The organism is Flavobacterium koreense, from assembly GCF_054776075.1.
Window position 1 is genome coordinate 360,477 of record NZ_BAAHCF010000008.1, and the last position, 25,746, is coordinate 386,222.

The following is a 25,746-nucleotide window of genomic DNA, read 5'->3' on the forward strand; positions in this document are numbered from 1 at the left end:
TATTATTGAATTGCATTTATCGCTGCTACAAGTTGTGCTTCAGAACCAACAGTTGTTTCGCCAAGTGTGAATGTATATTCATCGTTTGCAGCAACAGTAACTCCTTTTATGGCATATCTCCATTGACCATTTTCTTCTGTTGCAAAAATCACATGACATTGTAAACCAATTGGAATTTGACCATAATGTTCACTGAATTTTTTAGTTGTTGGGTTGTAAGTATCCAACTTTGCTAAAGCATTTTGTCCTTCGCCATCATACGATAAATAAATAGCACAATTGGTATTATCATATCCGTTTGGAACACTTGCAAGTAAAGTCGTTTTTGGTCTTGGATCACTATAAAATCTATCTACATTTGACCATCCAAAGTTTCCAAAAGTAACATAATAACTGTTTTGTTCAAATCCTACTCCGCCACCTTGAGGTCCTGCAGGTGTTGTATTTGCTGCTTCCCAAACTAAATTTTCTGGATTATCCATGTTTCCATCCCATAATGTCATGGCAGTATCAATAGCATTTTCAGTAAGATTTGATGGGACAAGTAAAACCATATTACAAGTGATTGCTAATTGTTGTCCACCTTGTGTTGCATTGATATAAAATTCTCCTCCAGAAATTAAAAGATTTTTGTCTCCGTTTGGCATCAAACCCATTGTAGGTTTATTGGTAGTTAACATGTGTCCTTTATCAAAAAGTTCTACATATTCTATATCTACAGCACCAGTAACTGGGTTTCCGTTTTTTGTTAGACAGTTTCCATTTATCATTATAGTTACTCCTTTTGTAGAGGTCAATGTTACTGTTCCGGTTCCGGCAGTCATTGTAAAATGTTGTGTCAAATTCTCTAAAGCAGTTTCTCTAATGTTTGCAAATTGTGCTGCACTTGGAGGAAGTTGTACTTCAGAATTGTTGTCGTCGTTTGAGCAACTTGTTAGAACTAATGTTGCTAAAAATAAAAGGCTGATGTTTTTAAGTGATTTCATAATTTCTAATTTTTTTGATGTTTTCAATCTGAACTCGTTTCAGATTCTTTTTGTTTTATATTGTTATATCAACTGGGATAATTATTTGTTACCCCAGTTTTGAAAGTTTTTTTTAATCTACTAGTAATAAGCAAAATCGATGTAAGGAATTCCCATATTTACTAAAGGACCACCATTTTGGTAAAAATTGGCTCCAGTAATAGTCATTATCCCAAAAGTTTGAGGAAAACTTACTAATGCTCCAGGTTGATGTACAACTCTTCCTATGATATTTGAAAAATTATTTCCGGCATTTGCTAAAAGCATTGTTCTTCTTATGGTGTAAGATTGATTGGCTATTATTGGTGTTGGAGTTATTGAAACATAACTTGTATTTGCAGAAGAGAAAACATGGTTGCCAGTATAAATAACAGTATTAGTATTGTTGTCTACAATTTCCATTTTGTAAGGAACAGCTGCAATTGCTAGTTGACTTTGATATCCAATACTACAAATGGTTTTGTTTTGAGATAAAGTAAAAGTGTATTCGTGAATTTCTGTATCAAATGTAATATTGTTTTGATGTCCAGGAAGTGTAACCACATTGGCATACAATTGATTGAAAATGGTGTTTGTTGAACTACAAGGAGGAACTGGAACTGGAGTTGTTCCTGTTGAGCAACTACTGATTATTAATCCTAAAAAGAATAATGTTACGATGTTTTTAAATGTTTTCATGATTTCTAAGTTTTTTAATGTTGTTTATAGTGTTATATCAATTGGGAAACTAATTTGTTACCCTATTTTTTAAATTATTTTACAAAATCGGCACTTTGTATAATTTTATAGCTTAAAATATCGCCTGTGCTTACTAATTCTATCATTCGTTTGGCTTGACTTTCAGAGCTTGAAAACCCTTTTGCAGTTCCAGAATTTGTAGTTACTTCCCAGAAGTATAATCTCACTTTGTTAGACGAAACGGTTTCTTTTACTTGAAAGAAACTTTCAATTTTTCTATCTAAAACTATTTCTCCTACTGATGACAATTCAATCATTCTTTTGGCTTCTTCCAATGAATTTGCTGTTCCAGAATAATTACCTTGATTTGTTCTTACGTTCCAATCATATACTTCTTTAATTTGATCTCTTGTAAGAGTTGAAGTTGCTTCGATTGTGTTTGAAGTTGTTGTTACTTCTGTAGCGTTTATATTTGAAAATGATAATGCCACGATTGCTAATGTTAAGATTGATTTTTTCATGATTTCTAAGTTTTAATATTTTTATTAATTGTTTTGATTTTGTTTAATCTGAATTTATTTCAGATTCTATTGTTATATCAATTGGTGTTTTAATTTGTTACCCTATTTTTTCAAATTTCTTTTTGAAACTTTATAAATCTTAATTGATGTATTTTTCTTTATATCAATTGTAGTTTTAATTTGTTACCCTTACAATCTGAATTATTTTGATTAACTTTTTAAAACACTATTTCAATGAACTTTATATCACTATATCAACTCGTGTTATAATTTGTTACCTCAATTATTAATTTTTTTCTACATTAGCAGTAAATAAGGTAGTTATGACAGATAAAAATATTCATCCAGACCAATTATATATCGATGGATTACTCCAAAATAATTCCAGTATTATTCAATCTATATATAAGAAGTTTGCTCCAAAAGTTAAAAGCTACATCCGAACCAACAGCGGTGACGATGATCAAGCGCAAGATGTTATCCAGGAAGTTCTCATTACTATTTACAATCAAGCTAAAACAAATGGTTTGCAATTAAGTTGTCCGTTTGATGCCTACTTTTTTTTACTATGCAAAAGACGTTGGCTCAACGAATTAAAAAAATTATCCAATAAAGAGGTAACATTACAGGATGATAATGTATCTATAGATGAATCGGTTCAAGAAATGACTTTTCAAACCGAAGTTTTTGATGAAAAGCAATCGTTATTCGACGAAATGTTTCAAAAGCTAGGCGAGAAATGTCAAGAAGTACTCAAACTAAGTTTTGTAACCAAAACGATGGAAGAAGTAGCCGAAAAACTGAACGTTACGTATGGTTATGTGCGCAAAAAGAAATCGCTTTGCACGGGTCAGTTAACCGAAATGATTCAGCAATCAAACAGATACAAATCATTAAAATACTAAAGTCATGAACGAGCAATTGTACATAACATTCGAAAATTATTTCAATAACGAAATGTCGCAAGAAGAAAAATTGGAATTTGAAAACCAACTTCAAAATGACATTGAGTTACAAGAAAAGTTTGAATTATATAAAGAAACAACACAGTTTTTAGCAACTAAATTTGATAAAGAAACTATTGCTTTCAAAGAAAATTTGAAGTCAATTTCTAGAGAAAATTTTGCTGAAAAAGAAGTTAAAAAATCAAAGGTCATTGCTTTCAAACCTTTCTATTATGCAGTTGCGGCATCTGTTGTTCTTGCTTTTGGTACTTGGTTTATGATGCAAGGAAATCCTGAATATGACGATTATAATCAACATGAAAATGCCTATTTTATGGAACGAAGCGTTGGAGATGCAACTTTAAATGAAGCTCAAAAAGCATTTAATGATAAAGACTATAAAAAAACAGTTTCAGCATTTGAGAAAGTGCAAAATCTAACCAATCCTGAGTTGCAATATTATTATGCTATAGCATTAATTGAAACTAATAATTATACCAAAGCTGAAATTTTATTGAACAATATTAAATCAGGAACTTCAGTTTATAAAGACAAAGCAATTTGGTATTTGGCATTATCCAATTTAAAGCAAAATAAGTTTGATGAATGCAAAACCTACTTAAATCAAGTTCCAGCCGATGCCGAGGATTATGTAAAAGCGCAGAAATTGTTGAAGGATTTGGATTAAACATTTCAAACACAAAAGCCACAAAAGAATTATTTTTTTGTGGCTTTTGTGCTTAATGATTTTCACATTTTCTTTCCTTACTTTTGCAACTCAAAACTTTTACACTTAGCGAGTCGAAGTGTTCAACTTACAATACAAAAAATGATTTTCACTGATACACACACGCATTTATATTCTTCCCAATTTCAAGACGATAGAGTAGAAACTATTCAAAGAGCTATTGATGCAGGAGTTTTTCGATTTTTTATTCCGTCGATTGATTCAACTTATACACAGAAAATGTATGATTTAGAAGCGTTATTTCCTGAGAATGTTTTCCTGATGATGGGATTACATCCTTGTTATGTAAAAGAAAATTATCTTGAAGAATTGGCTCATGTGGAAGCAGAATTTGCCAAAAGAAAGTTTTATGCTGTTGGTGAAATAGGAGTTGATTTATTTTGGGATAAAACTTTTTTAAAAGAACAACAATTTGCTTTTCAACAACAAATTCAATTGGCAAAAAAGCAAGGTTTAGCAATAAATATTCATTGTCGAGATGCTTTTGATGAAACTTTTGAAGTTCTTGAAGGTGAAAAAAGCAATGATTTATTCGGAATTTTTCATTGTTTTACAGGTGATTTTTCTCAAGCAGAACGTGCCATTTCTTTAGGGTTAAAACTTGGAATTGGTGGTGTTGCAACTTTCAAAAACGGAAAGATTGATCAGTTCTTGAAAGATATCGATTTAAAACATATTGTTCTCGAAACCGACTCGCCTTATCTGGCTCCAAATCCACATCGTGGCAAACGAAATGAAAGCAGTTATACCGTTTTGGTAGCTCAAAAATTGGCTGAAATTTATAATCTTCCCATTGAAGAAATTGCTCGAATTACAACAGAAAATTCTAAGGATATTTTTGGGATTTAACCATTATATAATCAAAAAGTCATAAATTTTTTGTTATTTTGTTTTTCTTAAAAATGAAATTTAAAATGCAAAAATTTGACGCCATTCGTCCGTTTTATGAAACCGAGGTTAATGATGCTATAAAAGCGTCGTTAAATCATCCGATGATGAAAGCGATAATGAATTTTACGTTTCCTGATGTTGATGATGAGGTATGGAAAGAGCAACTGAAACGTACGCATTCTATCAGAGATTTTCAATGCAATTTTATCTATCAAGCGATTCAAAAAGTATTGCAAAAATCATCGGAAGGATTATCTACTTCTGGATTTGAAAAATTAGAAAAAAACACTTCTTATATGTTTATTTCTAATCATCGTGATATAATTTTAGACACTTCTTTGTTGAACGTTTGTTTGTTTGATCATGGATTAGTGATGACGGCTTCTGCTATTGGTGATAATCTTGTGAAAAGAGATTTCATGAATACATTGGCAAAATTAAATCGTAATTTTTTGGTTCAAAGAGGTTTGTCTCCAAGAGAATTGTTGCAAAGTTCTAAGTTAATGTCAGAATATATTGGACATTTACTTTTAAGAGAAAACCGTTCCGTTTGGATTGCTCAACGAGAAGGAAGAACTAAAGATGGCAATGACGCCACACATTCAGGAGTTTTAAAAATGCTCGGAATGGGTTCTGATGGTGTCAATTTAATGGATTATTTTAAGAAATTAAAAATTGTTCCAGTTTCAATTTCGTACGAATATGATCCAACGGATGCTTTGAAAATGCCTCAACTTATGGCAGAAGCTAACGATGAGGTTTATGTAAAAGATAAAAACGAAGATTTCGTAAATTTATTAAGCGGAATTATTGGTCAGAAAAAGCGAATTCATATTCACGTTGGTGATGTTTTAGATACTGAATTAGATTTAATTTCAGCTGAAAATGACAATTCAAACAAGCAAATTCAGGCATTGGCGCAAGTTATTGATGATTCTATTTTGCAATCTTATAAATTGTGGCCAACTAATTATATCGCTTATGATTTATTGAATAAGACTAACAAATATTCAGACAAATATACAGAAGACGAAAAGTCATTATTTGAAAGACGATTGGAAATGAAGATTGATGTAACCAATGATTTTATGGTAGAAAGTTTTTTAAATATGTATGCCAATCCTGTTGTGAATAAATCCAAATACGAGAATGCAATCTAAACCAAAAATATTTCTGATTTATACCGGTGGAACTATTGGTATGATGAAAGACTTTGAAACAGGTGCTTTAAAAGCATTTGATTTTAATCAATTGTTGGATAAAATTCCAGAATTGAAACAATTAGATTGTCAAATAGAAACTTTTTCGTTTGAAAAACCTATAGATTCTTCTAATATGAATCCCGAAAAGTGGGTTCAAATTGCTTCGGTTATTGAAGATAATTATGCTCAATTTGATGGATTTGTAGTTTTACATGGTTCCGATACGATGTCTTATTCGGCTTCTGCATTGAGTTTTATGCTTGAAAATGTTTCTAAACCTATTGTTTTTACAGGTTCACAATTGCCGATAGGAGATTTAAGAACGGATGCCAAAGAAAATTTAATCACTGCAATTCAAATTGCTTCTTTACAACAAAAAGGAAAGCCGGTCGTTCAAGAAGTTTGTTTGTATTTTGAGTACAAATTATATCGCGGTAACCGAACGACTAAAATTAATGCTGAACATTTTAATGCGTTTACTTCGCCAAATTATCCTGCATTGGCAGAATCAGGAGTTCATTTGAATGTAAATAATGCTTCTTTATTACCAAAAAACACAAAAAAACTTCTCGTTCACAAAGAATTAGATGATAATGTTGTAGTTGTAAAAATGTTTCCTGGCATAAGTGAGTCTGTTTTTTCAGCTATTGTTTCGATACCAAATTTAAAAGGAATAGTTTTAGAAACCTATGGTTCAGGAAACGCTCCTACGGAAGAATGGTTTATTCAAATTTTGAAAAAAGCCATCAAAAATGGTTTGTATATCATCAATGTAACGCAATGTTCTGGTGGAAGTGTGAGTATGGGTCAATATGAAACAAGCACACAATTAAAAAAAATCGGATTAATTTCTGGAAAAGATATTACAACAGAAGCGGCAATTACAAAACTAATGTATTTATTAGGTCAAAAAGTAGCTTCAAATGTTTTTAAAACCATTTTTGAAACGTCATTGCGAGGAGAAATGGATTAACCTTTCGCTTTGATTATTGCTAATTTTTATTGTTCTTTGTACAACAATTAGAGAGGTGTCCGAGTGGTTGAAGGAGCAAGCCTGGAAAGTTTGTATATGGGTAACTGTATCGTGGGTTCGAATCCCATCCTCTCTGCTAAGATGTTTTTTTAAATTTTTAGAAAAAATTAATTAAAGCAGGAGTTCGAATCCCATTTTAGTTGCTAAAATTAATTAAAGGAAGTTTTCAAATTCTATATCCTAATCAAAATAATTCTCAGTTTATGCGATTTTATTTTTCCATAATAACTTTATTTTTCTTTTTTAGTGCTTTTGCGCAGGAAGAAGTTGTGGAAAAAAAGGTGTTAGATTCTTTATACAGAGAAGATCAATTTTATTTGAATTTTACTTACAACAGTTTGAAAAATTTAAGCGGAATTAATCAAAACAAATTTTCTTCAGGTTTCTGTATTGGTTTTTTGAGAGACATGCCGATTAATAAAAATAGAACCATTGCAATCGCAACAGGATTAGGTTATTCATTAAATATTTATAACGATAATTTATATCAAAATAGATTAGAAGTTGCTGGTAAAACTGAAAATACTTATGAAATATTGTCGTCAGATATTTATTATGACAAGAATAAAACTTCACTACATTATTTAGATTTACCAATTGAATTTAGATGGCGTTCTTCAACACCAGATTCTCATAGATTTTGGAGAATTTATACAGGTTTCAAATTGAGTTATTTAATTGGTGATAGATACAAATTTGTGAATGACGTTCAAACAAAAGTTTACAAGTCTAATACGGATTTGAATAAATTCCAATATGGTTGTTATATGGCAGCTGGTTGGAATACTTGGAATTTTTATGCTTATTACGGATTAAGTCCAATCTATAAATCAGCAAAAATTAATGGTGAAGATATAAAAATGACCACTTTTAACCTTGGGTTACAATTTTATATTTTATAGCCATAGTATCCACAAAAGCACCTGCGGAAGCATTCCTGCTGCATATCCTATAATTAATTCTTCTATTGTATGAGCTTTCATTGCTAATCTCGATGAAGCAACAATTCCTGTTATTAAAAACAATGATGCAATGGTATAAATGATGTTTAACTCATTATGCATGCTCAATCCAATTACAAAAAAACTAAGAGCACTCATTGCAATCATGTGAATACTTGCTTTGATTTTGACAAAAATTAATGCGAAGGCAATAAAGGTGCTACCAATTCCTCCAAGAAAGAAAAAATACAATTCAGGAAAACGTTCTATAGTAACACTTTTCTGAATTAAAACTGCAGTTAAAATCATTTGCATTAACAACGGAATTTTTCTTTGCGACAAGTCAGAGAGCATTATGGTGTCTACTTTTCCAAAAGTTCTAAGTAAATAAAAGAAAGACAGTGGAAGGAAAAATGTAATTATAATTACTTGAAGCAATAGCAAATAATATTGTTCTGTTATGTAATAATTACCTCCAAAAAGTATATAAAAAACCGTTCCCAATATCGGAATGAAAATAGGATGGAAGAGGTACGAAAAAAAAGGAAGTATTTTTTTCAAAATGAGTTATTTTTATACAAATATAGTCGTTTTGAAATTCTAATTTTACAAAAGACAAAACCAAACTAGCCCTGATAGAAATGAAAATCCTTTATTTTGTTGCCTGAGGCTACTCGAAGGCAACAAAATAAAGGATTGTAATGTATAGCAGGAATATGGAAACCAAGAAAAGCCCAAACCATTCGCTCCTTATTTTGAGAATCTGAAACAAGTTCAGATTAAATCTTCTTTCTCATTCGAGCCACAGGAATATCTAATTGCTCACGATATTTTGCAATAGTTCTTCTAGCAATTGGATAACCTTTTTCCTTTAAAATTTCTGCCAATTGATCGTCTGGAAGTGGTTTGCTTTTATCTTCTTCTTCAATAGTATTTTGAAGAATTTTTTTAATTTCTAAAGTAGAAACATCTTCACCTTGATCATTTTTCATGGCTTCAGAGAAGAATTCTTTTATCAATTTTGTACCATAAGGCGTGTCAACATATTTGCTATTTGCAACACGAGAAACAGTTGAAATATCAAGACCAACCATATCAGCAATGTCCTTCAGAATCATCGGTTTCATTGAAGTTTCTTCACCATCAAGGAAATATTCTTGTTGAAAATGCATAATGGCATTCATGGTAACAAATAGTGTTTCCTGACGTTGTTTTATAGCATCAATAAACCATTTAGCTGAATCTAATTTTTGCTTAATAAACTGCACGGCATCTTTTTGAGAATTCGATTTGTCTCTCGAATCTTTATACGTTTGCATCATTTCTTGGTAATCTTTTGAAACGTGCAATGATGGAGCATTTCGTCCATTTAAAGTTAATTCTAATTCACCATCGTTAATTCTGATAGCAAAATCGGGAACAATGTTTTCGGTAACTTTATTATTTCCTGTAAAAGAACCTCCTGGTTTTGGGTTTAATTTTTCAATTTCATGAATTGTTTTTTTCAAATGATCTTGAGAAATTCCGTATTTCTGTAATAATTTATCGTAATGTTTTTTGGTGAAAGCATCAAATTGATTTCCGATTATATCAATGGCTAAATCAACATATTCTGTTGGAGTTTTGTGTTTCAATTGCAATAGCAAACATTCTTGTAAGTCACGTGCACCAACTCCAGCAGGTTCTAATTCGTGAATGATGTGCAACATTTTTTCAACCATTTTCTCATCAGTATAAATACCTTGAGTAAAAGCCATATCGTCAACTATATCTTGAATGTCACGACGTAAATAACCATCATCGTCAATACTTCCAACAAGGAATTCGGCAATATCTCTTTGCTCGTCTGAAAGTATAAAAGTATTCAATTGATTAATTAAATCTTGATGAAAACTTACCGGTGCAGCAAATGGACTTTCGCGATCATCGTCATCGTCACTATAATTATTTGATTGAAGTTTGTAATCTGGTGTTTCGTCGTCGCTCAAATATTCGTCGATGTTTATGTCATCAGCTTCAATATTGTCGCTTCCTTCATAATCATCATATTCGTCATTGTTGTCAAGTTCATCCTTTTCATAAACTTCTTCTTCATCTTTACCCGATTCTAATGCCGGATTCTCATTCATTTCCTCCAATAATCGTTGCTCAAAAGCCAAAGTAGGCAATTGAATCAACTTCATCAACTGAATTTGTTGAGGAGATAATTTCTGAGATAATTTGAATTGTAAGTTTTGCTTTAACATTTTAAGTCACTAATTTTTTTGTTTTTCTTGCCACGAAGGCACAAAGTCGCTAAGTTTTTTTTCTTTTCTTTGCCACGAAGACACTAGGGCACAAAGTTTTTTTATTTAAAAAAATAATATAGAAAAGGTTGAAATTTAAACTTTTTCTTTGAGTCTTAGCGCCTTTGTGGCTACTTTTTTGTGTTTATAAATCTTTTTATTCCATTCTTAATTAATGGAACATTAAAATTAATTAAAAATCCTAATTCATTATTTGTTAATCTTAAGTGGCTAATAATTTGTGCTTGCCACACAGGATTTATAATCTCAACTGCTTTAGTTTCAATAATGACAAGATTTTCAACAATCAAATCTAATCTTAATTTTTCATTCAATTGTATTCCGTCATATATAATTGGAATATCAACTTGTCTTTTTACAATTAATCCTGCTTTTTCAATTTCATAAGCAAGACAGGCTTCATAAATTTTTTCTAACAATCCTGGTCCAAGTTCTTTGTGTACTTTAAATGCTGAGTTCACAATAACTCTCGCTATTTCTTCAATTCTTTCTGATGGCATATATAAAAATGTTATTGGCTTATAAAATAGTTAGTCACAAATCAATTAAATCTTTGTGTCTTAGTGTCTTCGCGGCAAATTTCCGTGTCTTAGAATTCTGCGTTTTGTGGCGTTCTTGGAAAAGGAATTACGTCTCTAATATTAGACATTCCTGTTACAAATAATACCAATCTTTCAAATCCTAATCCGAAACCTGAATGCACTGCCGAACCAAATCTTCTTGTATCTAAATACCACCAAAGTTCTTCTTCGTCAATTCCTAATGCTTTCATTTTTTCAACTAAAACATCGTAGCGTTCTTCTCTTTGCGAACCACCAACGATTTCTCCAATTCCTGGGAACAAAATATCCATGGCACGAACCGTTTTTCCATCTTCGTTCAAACGCATGTAAAATGCTTTAATATTGGCTGGATAATCAAATAAAATTACCGGACATTTAAAGTGTTTTTCAACCAAATATCTTTCGTGCTCACTTTGTAAATCTGCACCCCATTCGTTGATGATGTAGTTGAATTTTTTCTTTTTATTTGGAGTAGAATCTCTTAAAATATCAATAGCTTCAGTATAAGAAACACGTTTGAAATTGTTTTCTAAAACGAAATTTAGTTTTTCTAATAAAGCCATTTCGCTTCTATCAGCTTGTGGTTTTGATTTTTCTTCTTCCAACAAACGACCTTCTAAAAACTTCAAATCGTCTTGGCATTTCTCCATTGTGTATTTAATTACATATTGGATAAAATCTTCAGCCAAATCCATATTGTCGTTCAAATCATTGAAAGCTACTTCTGGTTCAATCATCCAAAATTCAGCTAAGTGACGAGATGTGTTAGAGTTTTCAGCTCTAAATGTTGGTCCGAATGTATAAATTTGACCTAATGCCATTGCAAAAGTTTCACCTTCTAATTGACCAGAAACCGTAAGATTAGTTTCTTTTCCGAAAAAATCTTCTTTATAATTTACTTTTCCGTCTTCTGTTCTTGGTGTGTTGTCAAATGGTAAAGCCGTAACTTTAAACATTTCTCCAGCACCTTCAGCATCAGAACCTGTAATAATTGGCGTGTTTACATACACAAATCCTTTTTCTTGAAAATAAGTATGAACTGCATGAGCCAAAACAGAACGAACTCTCATAATTGCTCCAAAAGCATTAGTTCTAACTCTTAAGTGTGCGTTTTCACGTAAAAATTCTAATGAATGTTTCTTAGGTTGCATTGGGAATTTCTCAGCATCAGAGTCACCCAAAATTTCTAATTTAGAAACTTGAATTTCATATTTCTGTCCTGCACCTTTGCTTTCTACTAATTCGCCAATTACAGAAACAGCTGCACCAGTTGTAATTCTTTTTAAAGTTTCTTCAGGTGTGTTTTCAAAATCGACAACACATTGAATATTGTTAATTGTCGAACCATCGTTCAACGCTATAAATTGATTGTTTCTAAAAGTTCTAACCCAACCTTTTGCATTTACTTCATAATTCGCTTTCGAGCTATTTAATAAGTCTTTAACTTTTGTATGTTTCATTTTAATATTAGATTTTAAATATTAGATATCAGATATCTTATGCAAATATAAATTAATTATTTTTCTTTTCTAATTCGTCCAACTCTTCATCAGTATGTTCTAAAATATCAAAAGTTGGCTCTTTTAGTTCTTGTTCGTTTGCTAATGTTTTATTCAAAGTTAATACTAATGATGGCAGTAAAACTAAGTTAGATAACATTCCGAAAAACAAGGTTAAAGCTACCAATCCACCAAGAGCAATGGTTCCACCAAAACTTGATAGCATGAATACCGAAAACCCAAAGAATAATACGATTGATGTATAAAACATACTTATTCCGGCATCGTCAAAGGTTGCAAAAACCGATTTTTTTATCTTCCAATCGTTTCTAGAAAGCTCTAATCGATATTGAGCTAAGAATCGCAGCGTATCGTCAACTGACATTCCGAAAGCAATTCCGAAAACTAATATCGTAGATGGTTTTAACGGAATTCCAAAAAATCCCATCAAACCTGCGGTCATTAAAAGTGGTAATAAATTTGGAATAATAGATACCAAAACCATTTTAAACGAACGGAACATTATTGCTACTAATCCTGCTGTAATTAAAAATGCAAACAATAATGATGATAATAAATTATCTAATAAATATTTAGTTCCTTTTTGGAAAACTAATGCTTTTCCAGTGATAATCACTTCATATTTTGGTGATGGAAATATTTTGTTGATTTTATTTCTCAATTGTGTTTCAATTGATTTCATCTTTTCACCATTTTCGTCTTTAATGAAGGTGGTGATTCTAGCTACACTTCCATCATCAGAAATGTAACTTTTCAACTGATTGTCTTTTGAATTTTTAAGAGAATTTTTGATATAAGGCAACAACGCAAACTCTTCGTTTGGTGAAGGCAAAGTGTAAAAATCAGGATTTCCGTTGTAGTAAGCTTGGTTGAAACTTTTGGCAACATTTACAATTGACAATGGTTTAGAAAGTTCAGGAATATCAGTTATCGTTTCTTCCAAGTCTTCCATTCTTCGCAAATTGGTCAACTTCATAGCACCATTTTTCTTTTTGGTGTCAATCATAATTTCCAAAGGCATTACACCATCAAATTCTTTTTCAAAGAAACGAATGTCGTCAAAGAAAGCCGATTTTTTAGGCATGTCCTCAATAATACTTCCCGAAATTCGAATTTCATAAATTCCGATGATTCCAAAGACTAAAAGAATTACAGCGGTTACATAAACTCCAACACGATTGAATTTTACAGTTCGAACAATCCAATTCATGAAAGAAGTTAAATATTCTCGTTCTAAATGTCCAAGATGTCTTGGAATTGGCGATGGAATGTAACTAAAGAAAATTGGAATTATTATCAAACAAAGCAGATAAATAGCAATGATATTTATTGATGTTACTACTCCAAATTCTGATAATAAAGTATTATTTGTAGCAATAAAAGTTGCAAAACCAAACGCAGTTGTTAAGTTAGTCATCAACGTTGCCGTTCCGGTTTTTGTAATTACACGTTGAAGCGCTTTGGCTTTATTGGCGTGTTTTTGATATTCTTGATGGTATTTATTAATGAAGAAAATACAATTCGGAATTCCAATTACAATTACTAAAGTTGGAACTAAAGCAGTTAAAACCGTGATTTCATAACCCATAAGTGCAATGATTCCAAAAGACCACATTACACCGATAATTACTATAACCAAAGAAATTAAAGTAGCTCTAAACGAACGGAAGAAAAAGAAGAAAATTAAGGAAGTAATCAGTAAAGCTGCTCCAATAAATATTCCAATTTCGTCTACTATGGTTTTGGCGTTTAATGTTCTAATATAAGGCATTCCTGAGGTATGCAATTCAATTCCTGTTTCCTCTTTAAATTTATTTAATTTCGGAATCAGATTATGTAAAACATATTCTTTTCTAGCAATAGTATTTACAATTTTCTTATCTAAATAAACTGCAGATCGAATAGCACCTGACTTTTTATTAAACAACAAACCTTCATAGAAAGGCATTTTGTTGAACAATTCCGATTTGATTTGTTTTAAATAATTTTCGTCAAGCGTTTTTGATTGATCAACTAAAGGTTTTAGTTCAAATGTTTGTGATGAGTCGTTTTTGGTAAGTTTTTGAAGATTATCAACGGTGATTACCAATTCAATTTCTTTGTCAGATTTTATTTGATGCATTAATTCACTCCATTTTTTATAAATTTCTGGAGTAAATAATTTTTTATCTTTTGTAGCAATAACTATAAGATTTCCTTCTTCACCAAAGTTTTTTAGAAAGCTATTATAGTCTAGATTTACCTTGTCATCAGCTGGAATTAAGTTGGCTTCTGTGTGAGTAAATTTCAAGTCTTTCCATTGAAAAGCCATTAGAATTGTAATTAATACAACTAAGCACAAGAGTAAAATTCTATTTCTAAGGATAATTCGGGCAATTAATTCCCAAAAACCAATACCTGATAACTTTTTCATTTGAAAATTTAAAACGAGTGCAAAGGTAGTGAAAAGCGCTTGAAATTAAAGAACTAAATCATACTTTTGTGTAGAAATTTGACTTAAACTTCTGTAGGTAAATTTTATATTAATTTTATATCATTTTACAATTTTACAATTAAGTTTTCTCATATTTGTAGTGTAAAAAAAGTTGCTTGAGGAAAATGAGGAAATTTAAGAATGGAATATTTTATATTGGTGTAACTGGAGGGTTTATTGCACTTATGTTTTGGATTGTTACTAAAGGAAAATCTTTAGAAATAGGAAGAAATGTAATAGCTAAAACATCTAATGATTCCCTTTTTGGCCAATTTCTAAATTCACTAATACACAACTTAAAACATCCTTTAGCAATATTGTTATTGCAAATTATCACCATAATAATTGTGGCTCGTTTCTTTGGATGGATTTTCAGAAAAATTGGACAACCAAGTGTTATTGGTGAAATTATTGCCGGAATTTTTCTAGGTCCATCAGTTGTTGGAATGTACATGCCAGAATATTCTGCCATGCTTTTTCCTGTTGAATCTTTAGGAAATTTACAGTTTTTAAGCCAAATTGGATTAATTCTTTTCATGTTCGTCATAGGAATGGAACTCGATTTGAAGGTTTTGAAAAACAAAGCTAACGAAGCCGTTGTAATTAGTCATGCAAGTATCGTTTTTCCTTTCGCACTCGGAATTGGATTATCCTATTTTATCTATCACAAATTCGCACCACAAGGTGTTGAGTTTTTATCGTTTAGTTTGTTCATGGGAATTGCCATGAGTATAACGGCATTCCCAGTTTTAGCAAGAATTGTTCAAGAAAGAGGCATCCATAAAACAAAACTCGGAACTATTGTAATTACTTGTGCTGCAGCCGATGATATTACTGCTTGGTGTTTACTTGCAGCCGTTATTGCAATTGTAAAAGCAGGAACTTTTATGAGTTCGCTTTATATCATTCTTTTAGCAACAGTTTATGTTTTGATGATGCTTTTTGTGGTAAAACCGTTCCTCAAAAAAATTGGAGATTTATATGCGAAAAGAGATAATTTGAGCAAACCTGTTGTAGCTATTTTTCTTTTGACCTTAATTATTTCATCATATTTAACTGAAGTTATTGGAATACATGCGCTTTTTGGTGCTTTCATGACTGGAGCTATTATGCCAGATATTATCAATATTAGAAAGATTTTTATAGAAAAAGTTGAAGATGTAGCTTTGATTTTACTTCTTCCGTTGTTCTTTGTGTTCACAGGTTTACGAACCCAAATTGGTTTGATAAACGATCCTTATTTGTGGGAAATTACAGGATGGATTATTCTTGTTGCTGTTGTAGGAAAGTTTGTTGGAAGTGCTTTAGCAGCAAAATTTGTTGGACAAAATTGGCGTGATAGTTTGACCATTGGAGCTTTGATGAATACTCGAGGATTGATGGAATTGGTTGTTCTTAATATTGGTTATGATTTAGGAGTTCTTTCTGCTGAAGTTTTTACAATGATGGTCATCATGGCTTTGGTAACAACTTTCATGACTGGTCCAGCAATTGATATTATTAATTATTTTTTCAAGCGAAGAGAAGTTATTATTCCTAAAGAAATTAGTAATAGTAGTTTTAAGATTTTGATATCTTTTGGAAACAATGAAAAAGGAAAATCATTATTGCGTTTGGCCAATAGTTTTATAAAAAAACAGAAAGAGAATTGCAACGTTACTGCTCTGCACTTGTCTTTGAGTGATGAAGTTCATTCTTATAATCTTGAGGAATATGAAAAAGAAACTTTTGAACCCATTTTGGAAGAATCTGAAGTTTTAAATCAAAAGTTGACTACAATATTCAAATCAACCATTGATATTGAAACTGACATTGCAGATATTGCTGTAAGAGGTGAATATGATTTGGTTTTGGTTGGTTTAGGGAAATCAATTTTTGAAGGTTCGTTTCTTGGAAAAGTACTTGGTTTTACAACCAGAATTATCAATCCGGATAGGTTGTTAGACAAATTCACTGGAAAAGAAGGTTTGTTTGAAAATTCTCCTTTTGATGATAGAACACGTTTAGTGATTTCAAAAACTAAAAAACCACTTGGAATTTTAATTGATAAAGACTTAGTAAAAGTAGACGAAGTTTTTGTTCCAATATTTGGTTCAGATGATACTTTTCTTATGGAATATTCGCAAAAGTTGATTTATAATAACGATACAAAAATCACCATTTTAGACATTAATAATCAGGTGAAAAATAATTTTGTAATTGAAAACGCAATTAATACACTTCAAAATTCTTATGCTGATAAAATCTCAATAATTGATGAAAGTCAAATGAAAGCTGGTTTTCTTTTGCAACAAGACATGATGATGATATCATTAGAAAGTTGGAAAAATCTAGTTGATTCAGAAAGCGTTTGGTTGAGTAATATTCCTTCTGTTTTGATTATTAAGCCATAGAATTAAAAATTAATTTTTAGTATTGAGTTTTTTTTAGATTAATAAATTAGTAAAAAAATGAGAAATATATTTTTGCTTTTCTTGTCATTTTCTTTGATTAATTGTCAAAGTGAAAGAAAAAAAGAGAACAAAATATCTTTAATTAATCTATCAAAAGTAGAAAAAGTTCAAAAAATTGAGCTTGAAGAAAATTTTACCGATAGCACGGAAATTGGTTTAAAAAGAAAATTTAAAATCAATTTAAAAAAATACAGAAGTCCCGATAGTGTTTATGTAGAAATCAATCTTTACAAAAAGGCAGGAACAAATTGGATTAAAGTTCAAAGGTTAGAATTTTTAAAAGATGGCGTTTTAAGTTGTGATCCAAAAATTGAAGATTTTAATAATGATGGATTTAACGATTTTACTTTTCAATCTTCAATTGCTGGAAGAGGAGCAAATACAATTAGAAAATTATTTATTTTTGAAAAAGAAAAATTAAAATTCATCAAAAATTCAGAAAATTTTCCAAACATACGTTATAACAAAGAATTAAATTGCATTGATGCTTTCAGGGTTTATGCAGGTTCTCAAACGGCTTTTGCTAAAATTGAAAAGGATAGTTTAAGAGAATTTGCTAATGTAGAAATATATGATGACACATTGAAAGTAAAGTATATTAGCAATAACGGAAAGGAAAAATTATTAAAAATTGAGAAATATGAAAATGGTTATTTTCACAGATTTAAAAATTATAAACCATTAATAGAAGATGTTGAGTATAATAAATAATCAATCAAACGAATGAATTTTTATTTTCATAATGTGATTTACTTAAAACCCTAAATCTAAAACATAACTCAATTTCAAAGCAAAATTATCTTCAAATTTTGGCAAAGCATTCGGTCCATATCTCATAAAAAAGGTCAATCCAAATCCTTTGAAAATTTGGTTGACTTCAACACCACTTTCAAAAAAACCTCGCTCCATAGTTTTGTATTGTAGTCCGATGTGTTGTTCTGGTTTGTCCATTTCACCCCAAGCCATTCGTGTTACAACAGAAATTAGTGGTTTTATTTTATAAGCTAATTTCACTTTATTGAAAGTGTGTTTTACGTGAAAGCTCACATATTTACTAGAGAAAAATTCATTGAAAAACATGGTTTCAAAACTGTTTTTTCCGGCAAAGGTGATTCGTTTAAACAACGTTTCACGATTTAAATTATTTGGCGCAATACTATATAAATGTGTCAATGGAACGTTTCCAAAAGCAAATCCGCTTTGAAAAATTAACGAAGTATTTTGTCCAGAAAGAAATGGAATTTCGTGAGTAATACGCAAATCTATTTTTGAAAAGTCAAAATTGCTGTCGAGAATGTTTTCAAATGATTTTGTAAATTGAAAAGAGAATTTCGGGAATTTTTTTTCAATTTCAAGTCGTCCAGATGAGGTTTGCATGTAACCACTAAAAGGACTCCATTGTATCGCAAACTGTGCTGTTGTAAAAGTAAAATTGGAATACAATTTATCATTTGCATTATAAATATATCCAAAAAGTGGTTGAATTTCTGTTCTAGCAAGACCAAAATAAATGTCAGTTTTGGGAACATATTTACTTTCAATAAATGTTGAATAGGTTTTGTGATTGTAAAATGTAGAAATATTTATTGGTCGTGGATCATAAATCTTAAAGCGACGTGATTGTGTAGCAAATTGGATTTGACCAATTTCACTCAAATCATCTACATAAGAAGCACTAACCCAGGAATTAGTTTCTTTGTTTAGTAAATAGGAAGGTGTTATTCCGTATTTCAATTTGTCATCCTTAAATCCGTAAGCAACGTAGCCACTGATTTTGTATTTATCTGAAAGTTTATTGTTTGTAACGCCACCAATTCCTAATCTAAAACCTTCATAATTGTTAAATTTTATCAACGTTTTTAAGTCGATATCTACAAAACTTACCGGAACATAACCATTGATTATTTTTTTACCCAAAAAGATTTTTTGTTCAATATTTTCCGCTACAGATAAACTATCTAGATTGGTATAAGTACGCAATCTTCTTCTGTCTAAAGTGTCTTTTTTTAAAGATTCCCAATATGAGTCTGGCTTAGACATACTAGCTTCTGGAACATCAATCTTGATACTTGGTGTTTTGAAGGAAACCGCCTCATTTATTTTTACATCGTATGGTGTAGATTCTAGTTTGAGATACATTTGGTCGGAAGCGTCTTTTTGCAAACCTTCAATGCTTGAATTGAATTTTATGGTTCCTCCAAAAACTTTTAAATCTTCACTATTGTTTCCTTTTACAACAATAAATTTTCTTTTCTCAGGAAACCAAACTTTATGATCTTTTAGATAATTAAAGGTGTAAGTAGCATTAATATTCACAATTCCGTAAATTCTATAAAATGCTTTTGCAATGGCGAAATTTTCAGCATCAACAAATAATAATCCTCTTAATTTATTGGAATTTAATTTTTTAGGTTGAAAATAAATTCTGTAAACCGTTCTATCTTGAATTTTTACAGTATCAATAATTTTGAAAACAAACAATTTTCTTCCATAACTTGAGATTGGATTTCGAATAGGAATTTCAAGAATATCCAAGCTATTTTCGTATAATGAATAGGAAACTAAATTTAATCCTAAATATTCATAAAGCGGTTTTTTGAATCCAGCCATTCTTGAAGCTATCAAGGTTTCTTTGGTGCCAGAATTGTTGTGTTGTAATAAATTTACTTTCTCAGTTTGATAAATATGTTGGTTTTCAACTAGTTTTTTAAATTTATAATTGGTAGAATCAAATTGCATTTTCTTTCTTCCAAAAAGAGATTTTTTGTAAAGCGTATCAATTTTACTGGAAATAGAATCTGGATTTGCAGTTACCAATAAGTGTTCGTAATTTTTATATTCAAAAGTATTTAAAGCTTTTTCTGGTTGATTGCTTTTCTTGTTTTCAATGACTTTTTTGATGATAAGATTTACTTGATTCTCCGAAAAAATTTCTTTCTCTTTCATGGTATTATTATTTACCATTTTTATGATTAGAAATTTGGCGCCAACAGTTAAATGATAATTCTTATCATAATATCCTTTGTATGTGACAACTATGGGTTTTTTATCATCGGTTATTGTAATAGTAAATTTACCTTCCCAATTGGATGAAATAGTTTTGTTATTGTGAGTGATTTTTGCAAAAGCAATTGGAACAGTGGTGTCATAATCAATTACTTGACCTTGCATTATTTTTTGCGAAATAGCATAATTGCAAAACAGAATAAATAGAAAAATCCAAAATTTTCTCATTAAGATGATTTTGTTTAAATCGTGTAAAAGAATTATGACAAATGTAGGAATAAAAAAATCCGCTCGAACTATCGAACGGATTTTAATATACATTTAACGAAAATTAAACTTTCATTATTTCAGCTTCTTTTTGAACTAAATGCTCCTCTACTTTTTTAATAAAACTATCGGTTAGTTTTTGGATAGTTTCTTCCGCTACTTTACAAACATCTTCAGAAACGCCTTCTTTTTCTTGTTTTTTGATATCAGTATTGGCATCTTTTCTATGGTTACGAATACCAATTTTTGCTTCTTCAGCTTCGTGTTTTGCTTGCTTTACTAAATCACGACGACGCTCTTCAGTAAGTGGCGGAACGCTGATGATGATTAAATCACCATTATTCATTGGGTTAAAACCTAAATTAGCAATCATAATTGCTTTTTCAATAGGTTGTAACATGCTTTTTTCGTAAGGTTGAATAGTAATAGTTCTTGCATCAGGAACATTCACATTTGCAATTTGAGAAAGAGGCGTTTGTGAACCATAATAGTCAACAAAAACGCTACCCAACATTTGTGGCGAAGCTTTTCCAGCTCTAATATTTAAAAAAGATTTTTCTAAGTGTGCTACAGAACCATTCATTGCTTCTTTAGCTTCATCAATTATAAAGTCAATTTCTTCCATTGTATTTCAGATTTTATTCTAAAAGTTTTCTAATTATATATTTACTACTGTTCCGACATTTTCGCCTTCACAGATTTTTAGTAAGTTTCCTTTTTTGTTCATGTCAAACACCACGATTGGCAATTTGTTTTCTTGACTTAAAGTAAAAGCTGTTGTGTCCATTACGTTCAATCCTTTTTTAAGTACATCTTCAAATGAGATATAATCAAATTTCACAGCAGATTTATCTTTTTCTGGATCGGCAGTATAAACTCCGTCAACTCTAGTTCCTTTCAATATTACATCAGCGTGAACTTCTACACCACGTAAAACAGCAGCTGTATCAGTTGTGAAATATGGATTTCCTGTTCCTGCTCCAAAAATAACTATCCTTCCTTTTTCTAAATGACGAACAGCTCTTCTCTTAATGTAGGGTTCAGCAATAGCTTCAATTTTTAAAGCAGTTTGTAAACGAGTCAACATTCCTTTGTCTTCTAGTGCTCCTTGCAATGCCATTCCGTTGATAACGGTTGCTAACATTCCCATATAATCACCTTGCACTCTGTCCATTCCGTTACTTGCTCCGGCAACACCTCTAAAGATATTTCCACCTCCAATAACTATTGCAATTTCTACACCTTTGTCGTGAATTTGCTTAATTTCATTAGCATATTCGGCTAAAATTTTTGGGTCGATTCCATATTGTCTTTCACCCATTAATGCCTCACCACTCAGTTTTAGAAGTATTCTTTTGTATTTCATTAGTAGTTATTTATTTTGAACAAGGTTGTGTATTTCTAGTGCAAATATAGTTATTATATGATTTTATGAAATAGTAATTTAAAAATTATCCTTCAATTGTTCAAATGATTTTTTTGCAGCTTGATAACCAATTTCAAAAATGCTGTCCATTTTAGTTTTATTGGTTTCAAATGTACTAAAGTTCACCAATTCCTCAGGTTCTATAACCCAATCACAATGATTGAATTTCTGAAAATTAGAATTAGCAGAAAGTAAATCAAACGCTCTTGTAGTAACAGCTTTGATAGAATTCAAATCTTTAGCTTCAATTTTTTGAATCGGACTAACATAAACACCAATAATATTGTCGCACCTTCCTTGCAAAACATCAGTTGGAAAATGATTTAAAATACCACCATCACTATATAAATTTCCGTTAACTTCATAAGGAGAAAGTACACCCGGAACTGCAGAAGAGGCAAGAATAGCATCAACAATTCGAGAACTATTATTAAAAATTTTCAGTTTTCCTTTAACCATATCGGTAGCAGTTACATGCATTGGAATTGGCAAATCACTCATTTTTGCATCTTGAAAAATATCTTCAAAATATTTTCTGAACGATTCAGAATCTATTATTCCAGCTTTTTTGATGGTAAAATGTTTCCAATGGAAAAAGTAAATTGATTTAAAAAAAGACAAAATTTCTTCTGGTGTTTTACCCCAAGAATACAACGAACCAACTACGGCTCCTGCACTTGAACCTGCAATTTGTGTTGGTTTGATGTTCTGTTCTTCAAGGAATTTTAAAACACCAGCATGAGCAATTCCTTTCGAACCACCACCAGATAAAGCCAAACCGATTGATTTTGATTGTACATCCATTGCAGTTTTTTGTTTAGATTACGCCTCAGTGTAATTATTGTTACATTTCATTTGTAAAAATAAAACTAATTTTGCAGAATAAATTTAACAAAGATGAAATCGCCATATACAAACCTGTTTGCTTGCAAACACCAATGAAAATAGCGATACATATGCACCAAAAAACAAATAATATTTACATATGAATTCAATTATAGAGAAAAGCTTGAAAGTTAGTTTTTCATACCAAGAATATAGAGATTTTGTAACTGATTTGGCTAAAGAAGATAAAACTACTGGTCATGAACAAAGAGAAGATCTAATACATTACACGCAATTGAACGAAGCAAGATTACATCGATTGGATAAAACCATTCAAGTTGTTGATGAAGTAAAAACTATTTTACAAAATCTGTCTAAAGAATATACTTGGTTGGTTATTTCAGAAAGTTGGTGTGGTGATGCTGCGCAAATACTTCCAGTTATTAATAAAATGGCAGAAGTTTCAGATAAAATAGATTTAAGAATTGTACTTCGTGATGATAATGAAGATTTGATGAATTTATTTTTGACAAATGGAACCAAATCAATTCCGAAGTTAATTATTATTGATAAAGCTACTAACGAAGTTATAAATGATTTTGGACCTAGACCAAAAGGCGCTAAACAACTAATTTTAGATTATAAAGCAGCTCACGGAATTGTTGACGAAACTGCTAAAATTGAACTACAAAAATGGTACTTGCAAGACAAGGGAATTTCTACTCAAAAGGAAATTATGGAGTTACTTTAATAGCTATTATTTAAATGCCGGAATGGTCAATCCCAAACTGATACTTCCGGTGTTTTCAATGTTTCTAACTGCAAATCCATTTAAACTGACATCAGCAAAAATGATAATTTCGTCACCTACACCTATTCTAAATTTGTTGTAGTAACCTGAGAGATTACCGCGTCCTATTGCGAAAGATTTTCCTAAACCATATTGAAATAATAAAGAAACGTCATCATTAATTCTTGGTGTTAAAACTATGGAAGCATAAACAGGAACGCTGAATAGTTTTTGTTGGGCAACGACATCAAATCCGGTGTTCAAACTCAGTCCAATCCATTCGCTGAAATGAATTCCGTAGCCAAATTTTGCTCCAATTCCATCAGGAAGAAACCAGTAATCACTTCGATTTCCATTTTCATCAATTTCACCATAGGTTTCATTTCCTCTGAACGGAACACTTATGTCAAATATAAAAAATTGACCATTATCACTTAAGGGTTTTGATTTTTCTTGTTCTTTATAGGATTCTAAATGACTTTTCTTGTCAGTTATTGTGTCTTTTTGTGTTTGTGAAAAAGTGGTTATTGACAAAAAGGTAAAAAGAAAAAAGAAGATTTTTTTCATAAATTAATTTTCAAATGCTTCAGGCGAAACGCCATTAATTACATCGTAATCACCAATTTTTGTTCTTCGCAAAGCTGTTAAATGCGCTCCTGAATTAAGTGCAATTCCAAAATCAAATGCTAAGGAGCGAATGTAAGTTCCTTTACTACATTTCACTCTAAAATCTATTTCTGGTAGTGCAATTCTAGTGATTTCAAACTCGTGAATTGTAGTTTTTCTTGAGGCAATTTCAACCTCTTCTCCTGCACGTGCGTGTTCATATAATCGTTTTCCATCTTTCTTGATAGCAGAAAAAACAGGTGGTTTTTGGTCTATTTCCCCAAGAAATTGTTTGGTTGTTTCTAGAATTAAGGCTTCCGAAATATGTTCGGTTGGAAAAGTAGCATCAACTTCAGTTTCCAAATCGTAACTTGGCGTAGTTGCTCCAACAGTAATTGTTCCAGTATATTCTTTGGCTTGTGCTTGAATTTCTGTAATTCTCTTTGTGAATTTACCTGTACAAATAATTAATAAACCTGTAGCCAATGGATCTAAAGTTCCAGCGTGACCAATTTTGAATTTTTTGGGTAAATCGTATTTTCTTTTTAAAATGTATTTCAATTTATTCACTGCTTGAAACGAACTCCAAGTTAACGGCTTGTCAATTAAAAGAATTTGACCTTCAAGAAAATCTTCGGCTGTTTCCAAATTTTATTTGTTTAAAGAAAAATAAGTCAATAAAATAATTCCAGCTATAATTCTGTAGTAACCCCAAGGTTTAAAACCATATTTTTTAATGATTCCGATGAAGAATTTTATAGCAATTACAGCAACAACAAAGGCAACGATATTTCCTATAAGAAACAATTTTAAATTCTCACTAGATTGGGTTAATAATTCGTATCCTTTCAATTGTGAAACTTCATAAGTTTTAAGGAAAAGCGAGTAAGTAGTAACCGCCAACATTGTTGGAACTGCAAGAAAAAACGAAAATTCTGCAGCAGTTTCTCTTGTCAATCCTTGTTGCATTCCTCCAATTATAGAAGCTGCAGAACGACTTGTTCCAGGCATCATGGCTAAACATTGCCAAAAACCAATAGTTACGGCTTTTTTGATTGTAATATCTTCTTCGTTAGCAACTGTAGGAGTATTAAATCGTCCATCAATGAATAGTAGAACAATTCCGCCAAGAATTAAAACAATTGCAATTGGAATAGGATTACCAAGAACGGCATCAATTTTATCATCAAATATTTTTCCTAAAACTAAAGCAGGAATAACTGCACAAGCCAATTTGATATAGAAATTGATTTTTGTAAAGTCAAAAAACTTTTTCCAATACAAAACTACAACTGCGAGAATGGCTCCAAATTGAATTGAAACTTGAAATAACTTTACAAAATCATCTTCTTGAATACCAAAGAAAGAGCTTGTAAAAATCATGTGAGCGGTTGAAGAGACAGGTAAATATTCTGTTAATCCTTCTACTATTGCAATAAGAATTGCTTGAAGTAAATCCATTTTTCAGTAATTAGTGATGAGTGATAAGTAAAAAGTAATTAGTAAATAGAATTATAAAACTATTCAC

24 protein-coding genes and 1 tRNA gene are annotated in these 25,746 nt (G+C 31.0%); 10 read left to right on the plus strand and 15 right to left on the minus strand.

Features of this window, described 5'->3' with window-relative positions:
* Window positions 1-2 precede the first annotated feature (2 nt).
* From ACYU7A_RS05125 to ACYU7A_RS05135, 3 genes are all read right to left on the minus strand, one after another.
* A complete protein-coding gene (locus tag ACYU7A_RS05125) occupies window positions 3-986 on the minus strand; it encodes a hypothetical protein (RefSeq protein WP_460574640.1) in 984 nt (327 codons plus the stop codon).
* Window positions 987-1,106: 120 nt separating this feature from the next.
* Entirely contained in the window at window positions 1,107-1,703 is a 597-nt protein-coding gene (locus tag ACYU7A_RS05130; RefSeq protein WP_460574642.1) for a hypothetical protein, read from the minus strand.
* 74 nt (window positions 1,704-1,777) lie between these two features.
* Window positions 1,778-2,224 carry a hypothetical protein gene (locus ACYU7A_RS05135; protein ID WP_460574644.1) on the minus strand — a complete coding sequence of 149 codons (447 nt, stop codon included), beginning with the start codon at window positions 2,222-2,224 and terminating at the stop codon, window positions 1,778-1,780.
* A 323-nt stretch (window positions 2,225-2,547) separates the two neighbouring features.
* On the opposite strand from ACYU7A_RS05135, the gene ACYU7A_RS05140 reads away from it, so the two are divergent.
* From ACYU7A_RS05140 to ACYU7A_RS05170, 7 genes are all read left to right on the plus strand, one after another.
* The gene (locus ACYU7A_RS05140) at window positions 2,548-3,129 is read left to right on the plus strand and encodes an RNA polymerase sigma factor (protein ID WP_460574646.1); all 582 of its coding nucleotides are present in this window, start codon (window positions 2,548-2,550) and stop codon (window positions 3,127-3,129) included.
* 4 nt (window positions 3,130-3,133) lie between these two features.
* Complete coding sequence (locus ACYU7A_RS05145; protein ID WP_460574648.1) at window positions 3,134-3,856, plus strand: tetratricopeptide repeat protein; 723 nt, start codon at window positions 3,134-3,136, stop codon at window positions 3,854-3,856.
* A 141-nt stretch (window positions 3,857-3,997) separates the two neighbouring features.
* Window positions 3,998-4,765, plus strand: a complete 768-nt coding sequence (locus tag ACYU7A_RS05150; RefSeq protein WP_460574650.1) for a TatD family hydrolase — start codon at window positions 3,998-4,000, stop codon at window positions 4,763-4,765.
* Between the two features lie 65 nt (window positions 4,766-4,830).
* Entirely contained in the window at window positions 4,831-5,967 is a 1,137-nt protein-coding gene (locus ACYU7A_RS05155) for a 1-acyl-sn-glycerol-3-phosphate acyltransferase (RefSeq protein ID WP_460574652.1), read from the plus strand.
* On the plus strand, window positions 5,957-6,982 hold the full coding sequence (locus ACYU7A_RS05160) for an asparaginase (RefSeq protein ID WP_460574654.1): 1,026 nt from the start codon (window positions 5,957-5,959) through the stop codon (window positions 6,980-6,982). Before ACYU7A_RS05155 ends, ACYU7A_RS05160 begins: the two co-directional genes overlap by 11 nt.
* Before the next feature lie 49 nt (window positions 6,983-7,031).
* Window positions 7,032-7,118: transfer RNA gene (locus ACYU7A_RS05165), tRNA-Ser, on the plus strand.
* Between the two features lie 64 nt (window positions 7,119-7,182).
* A complete protein-coding gene (locus ACYU7A_RS05170) occupies window positions 7,183-7,944 on the plus strand; it encodes a porin family protein (RefSeq protein WP_460574656.1) in 762 nt (253 codons plus the stop codon).
* Here ACYU7A_RS05170 and ACYU7A_RS05175 read toward each other — a convergent pair.
* The 5 genes from ACYU7A_RS05175 to ACYU7A_RS05195 all read right to left on the minus strand — a co-directional run bounded on the left by ACYU7A_RS05175 (window position 7,939) and on the right by ACYU7A_RS05195 (window position 14,785).
* Window positions 7,939-8,544, minus strand: coding sequence for a hypothetical protein (locus ACYU7A_RS05175; protein WP_460574658.1), 606 nt, complete (start codon window positions 8,542-8,544; stop codon window positions 7,939-7,941). The genes ACYU7A_RS05170 and ACYU7A_RS05175 overlap by 6 nt on opposite strands.
* Window positions 8,545-8,762: 218 nt before the next feature.
* Window positions 8,763-10,229, minus strand: a complete 1,467-nt coding sequence (gene rpoN / locus ACYU7A_RS05180) for an RNA polymerase factor sigma-54 (protein WP_298304949.1) — start codon at window positions 10,227-10,229, stop codon at window positions 8,763-8,765.
* Window positions 10,230-10,399: 170 nt separating this feature from the next.
* On the minus strand, window positions 10,400-10,789 hold the full coding sequence (locus ACYU7A_RS05185; RefSeq protein WP_460574660.1) for a GxxExxY protein: 390 nt from the start codon (window positions 10,787-10,789) through the stop codon (window positions 10,400-10,402).
* Between the two features lie 89 nt (window positions 10,790-10,878).
* The gene (gene asnS / locus ACYU7A_RS05190) at window positions 10,879-12,312 is read right to left on the minus strand and encodes an asparagine--tRNA ligase (RefSeq protein ID WP_298304945.1); all 1,434 of its coding nucleotides are present in this window, start codon (window positions 12,310-12,312) and stop codon (window positions 10,879-10,881) included.
* 52 nt (window positions 12,313-12,364) lie between these two features.
* Entirely contained in the window at window positions 12,365-14,785 is a 2,421-nt protein-coding gene (locus ACYU7A_RS05195) for an efflux RND transporter permease subunit (RefSeq protein WP_460574663.1), read from the minus strand.
* Between the two features lie 185 nt (window positions 14,786-14,970).
* On the opposite strand from ACYU7A_RS05195, the gene ACYU7A_RS05200 reads away from it, so the two are divergent.
* Both ACYU7A_RS05200 and ACYU7A_RS05205 read left to right on the plus strand, forming a co-directional pair.
* Window positions 14,971-17,238 carry a cation:proton antiporter gene (locus tag ACYU7A_RS05200; protein WP_460574665.1) on the plus strand — a complete coding sequence of 756 codons (2,268 nt, stop codon included), beginning with the start codon at window positions 14,971-14,973 and terminating at the stop codon, window positions 17,236-17,238.
* Between the two features lie 57 nt (window positions 17,239-17,295).
* On the plus strand, window positions 17,296-18,009 hold the full coding sequence (locus tag ACYU7A_RS05205) for a hypothetical protein (RefSeq protein ID WP_460574667.1): 714 nt from the start codon (window positions 17,296-17,298) through the stop codon (window positions 18,007-18,009).
* Between the two features lie 42 nt (window positions 18,010-18,051).
* Here the strand turns inward: ACYU7A_RS05205 and ACYU7A_RS05210 are convergent, their stop codons facing one another.
* The 4 genes from ACYU7A_RS05210 to ACYU7A_RS05225 form a co-directional block, all read right to left on the minus strand.
* Window positions 18,052-20,532 carry a DUF5686 family protein gene (locus ACYU7A_RS05210; protein ID WP_460574669.1) on the minus strand — a complete coding sequence of 827 codons (2,481 nt, stop codon included), beginning with the start codon at window positions 20,530-20,532 and terminating at the stop codon, window positions 18,052-18,054.
* Window positions 20,533-20,635: 103 nt separating this feature from the next.
* Window positions 20,636-21,196, minus strand: coding sequence for a ribosome recycling factor (gene frr / locus ACYU7A_RS05215; protein WP_396143774.1), 561 nt, complete (start codon window positions 21,194-21,196; stop codon window positions 20,636-20,638).
* 33 nt (window positions 21,197-21,229) lie between these two features.
* Window positions 21,230-21,937: a UMP kinase gene (gene pyrH / locus ACYU7A_RS05220; RefSeq protein WP_298304931.1), complete on the minus strand. Its 708-nt coding sequence runs from the start codon at window positions 21,935-21,937 to the stop codon at window positions 21,230-21,232.
* A 78-nt stretch (window positions 21,938-22,015) separates the two neighbouring features.
* Entirely contained in the window at window positions 22,016-22,801 is a 786-nt protein-coding gene (locus ACYU7A_RS05225) for a patatin-like phospholipase family protein (protein WP_460574672.1), read from the minus strand.
* A gap of 181 nt (window positions 22,802-22,982) precedes the next feature.
* On the opposite strand from ACYU7A_RS05225, the gene ACYU7A_RS05230 reads away from it, so the two are divergent.
* Complete coding sequence (locus ACYU7A_RS05230; RefSeq protein ID WP_460574674.1) at window positions 22,983-23,573, plus strand: thioredoxin family protein; 591 nt, start codon at window positions 22,983-22,985, stop codon at window positions 23,571-23,573.
* A gap of 6 nt (window positions 23,574-23,579) precedes the next feature.
* Here ACYU7A_RS05230 and ACYU7A_RS05235 read toward each other — a convergent pair whose 3' ends face one another.
* From ACYU7A_RS05235 to ACYU7A_RS05245, 3 genes are read right to left on the minus strand one after another with little or no spacing between them, the layout of a single operon-like run.
* A complete protein-coding gene (locus ACYU7A_RS05235; RefSeq protein ID WP_460574676.1) occupies window positions 23,580-24,179 on the minus strand; it encodes a hypothetical protein in 600 nt (199 codons plus the stop codon).
* Window positions 24,180-24,182: 3 nt separating this feature from the next.
* A complete protein-coding gene (gene truB, locus ACYU7A_RS05240) occupies window positions 24,183-24,866 on the minus strand; it encodes a tRNA pseudouridine(55) synthase TruB (RefSeq protein ID WP_460574678.1) in 684 nt (227 codons plus the stop codon).
* 3 nt (window positions 24,867-24,869) lie between these two features.
* The gene (locus ACYU7A_RS05245; protein ID WP_345091915.1) at window positions 24,870-25,679 is read right to left on the minus strand and encodes an undecaprenyl-diphosphate phosphatase; all 810 of its coding nucleotides are present in this window, start codon (window positions 25,677-25,679) and stop codon (window positions 24,870-24,872) included.
* Between the last annotated feature and the right edge of the window lie 67 nt (window positions 25,680-25,746).

Bases quoted from the DNA above. Each gene is read 5' to 3' on its own strand.
- ACYU7A_RS05125 (WP_460574640.1), bottom strand. From the start codon at position 986: ATGAAATCACTTAAAAACATCAGCCTTTTATTTTTAGCAACATTAGTT.
- ACYU7A_RS05130 (WP_460574642.1), bottom strand. From the start codon at position 1,703: ATGAAAACATTTAAAAACATCGTAACATTATTCTTTTTAGGATTAATA.
- ACYU7A_RS05135 (WP_460574644.1), bottom strand. From the start codon at position 2,224: ATGAAAAAATCAATCTTAACATTAGCAATCGTGGCATTATCATTTTCA.
- ACYU7A_RS05140 (WP_460574646.1), top strand. From the start codon at position 2,548: ATGACAGATAAAAATATTCATCCAGACCAATTATATATCGATGGATTA.
- ACYU7A_RS05145 (WP_460574648.1), top strand. From the start codon at position 3,134: ATGAACGAGCAATTGTACATAACATTCGAAAATTATTTCAATAACGAA.
- ACYU7A_RS05150 (WP_460574650.1), top strand. From the start codon at position 3,998: ATGATTTTCACTGATACACACACGCATTTATATTCTTCCCAATTTCAA.
- ACYU7A_RS05155 (WP_460574652.1), top strand. From the start codon at position 4,831: ATGCAAAAATTTGACGCCATTCGTCCGTTTTATGAAACCGAGGTTAAT.
- ACYU7A_RS05160 (WP_460574654.1), top strand. From the start codon at position 5,957: ATGCAATCTAAACCAAAAATATTTCTGATTTATACCGGTGGAACTATT.
- rpoN (WP_298304949.1), bottom strand. From the start codon at position 10,229: ATGTTAAAGCAAAACTTACAATTCAAATTATCTCAGAAATTATCTCCT.
- ACYU7A_RS05185 (WP_460574660.1), bottom strand. From the start codon at position 10,789: ATGCCATCAGAAAGAATTGAAGAAATAGCGAGAGTTATTGTGAACTCA.
- asnS (WP_298304945.1), bottom strand. From the start codon at position 12,312: ATGAAACATACAAAAGTTAAAGACTTATTAAATAGCTCGAAAGCGAAT.
- ACYU7A_RS05195 (WP_460574663.1), bottom strand. From the start codon at position 14,785: ATGAAAAAGTTATCAGGTATTGGTTTTTGGGAATTAATTGCCCGAATT.
- ACYU7A_RS05200 (WP_460574665.1), top strand. From the start codon at position 14,971: ATGAGGAAATTTAAGAATGGAATATTTTATATTGGTGTAACTGGAGGG.
- ACYU7A_RS05205 (WP_460574667.1), top strand. From the start codon at position 17,296: ATGAGAAATATATTTTTGCTTTTCTTGTCATTTTCTTTGATTAATTGT.
- ACYU7A_RS05210 (WP_460574669.1), bottom strand. From the start codon at position 20,532: ATGAGAAAATTTTGGATTTTTCTATTTATTCTGTTTTGCAATTATGCT.
- frr (WP_396143774.1), bottom strand. From the start codon at position 21,196: ATGGAAGAAATTGACTTTATAATTGATGAAGCTAAAGAAGCAATGAAT.
- pyrH (WP_298304931.1), bottom strand. From the start codon at position 21,937: ATGAAATACAAAAGAATACTTCTAAAACTGAGTGGTGAGGCATTAATG.
- ACYU7A_RS05225 (WP_460574672.1), bottom strand. From the start codon at position 22,801: ATGGATGTACAATCAAAATCAATCGGTTTGGCTTTATCTGGTGGTGGT.
- ACYU7A_RS05230 (WP_460574674.1), top strand. From the start codon at position 22,983: ATGAATTCAATTATAGAGAAAAGCTTGAAAGTTAGTTTTTCATACCAA.
- ACYU7A_RS05235 (WP_460574676.1), bottom strand. From the start codon at position 24,179: ATGAAAAAAATCTTCTTTTTTCTTTTTACCTTTTTGTCAATAACCACT.
- ACYU7A_RS05245 (WP_345091915.1), bottom strand. From the start codon at position 25,679: ATGGATTTACTTCAAGCAATTCTTATTGCAATAGTAGAAGGATTAACA.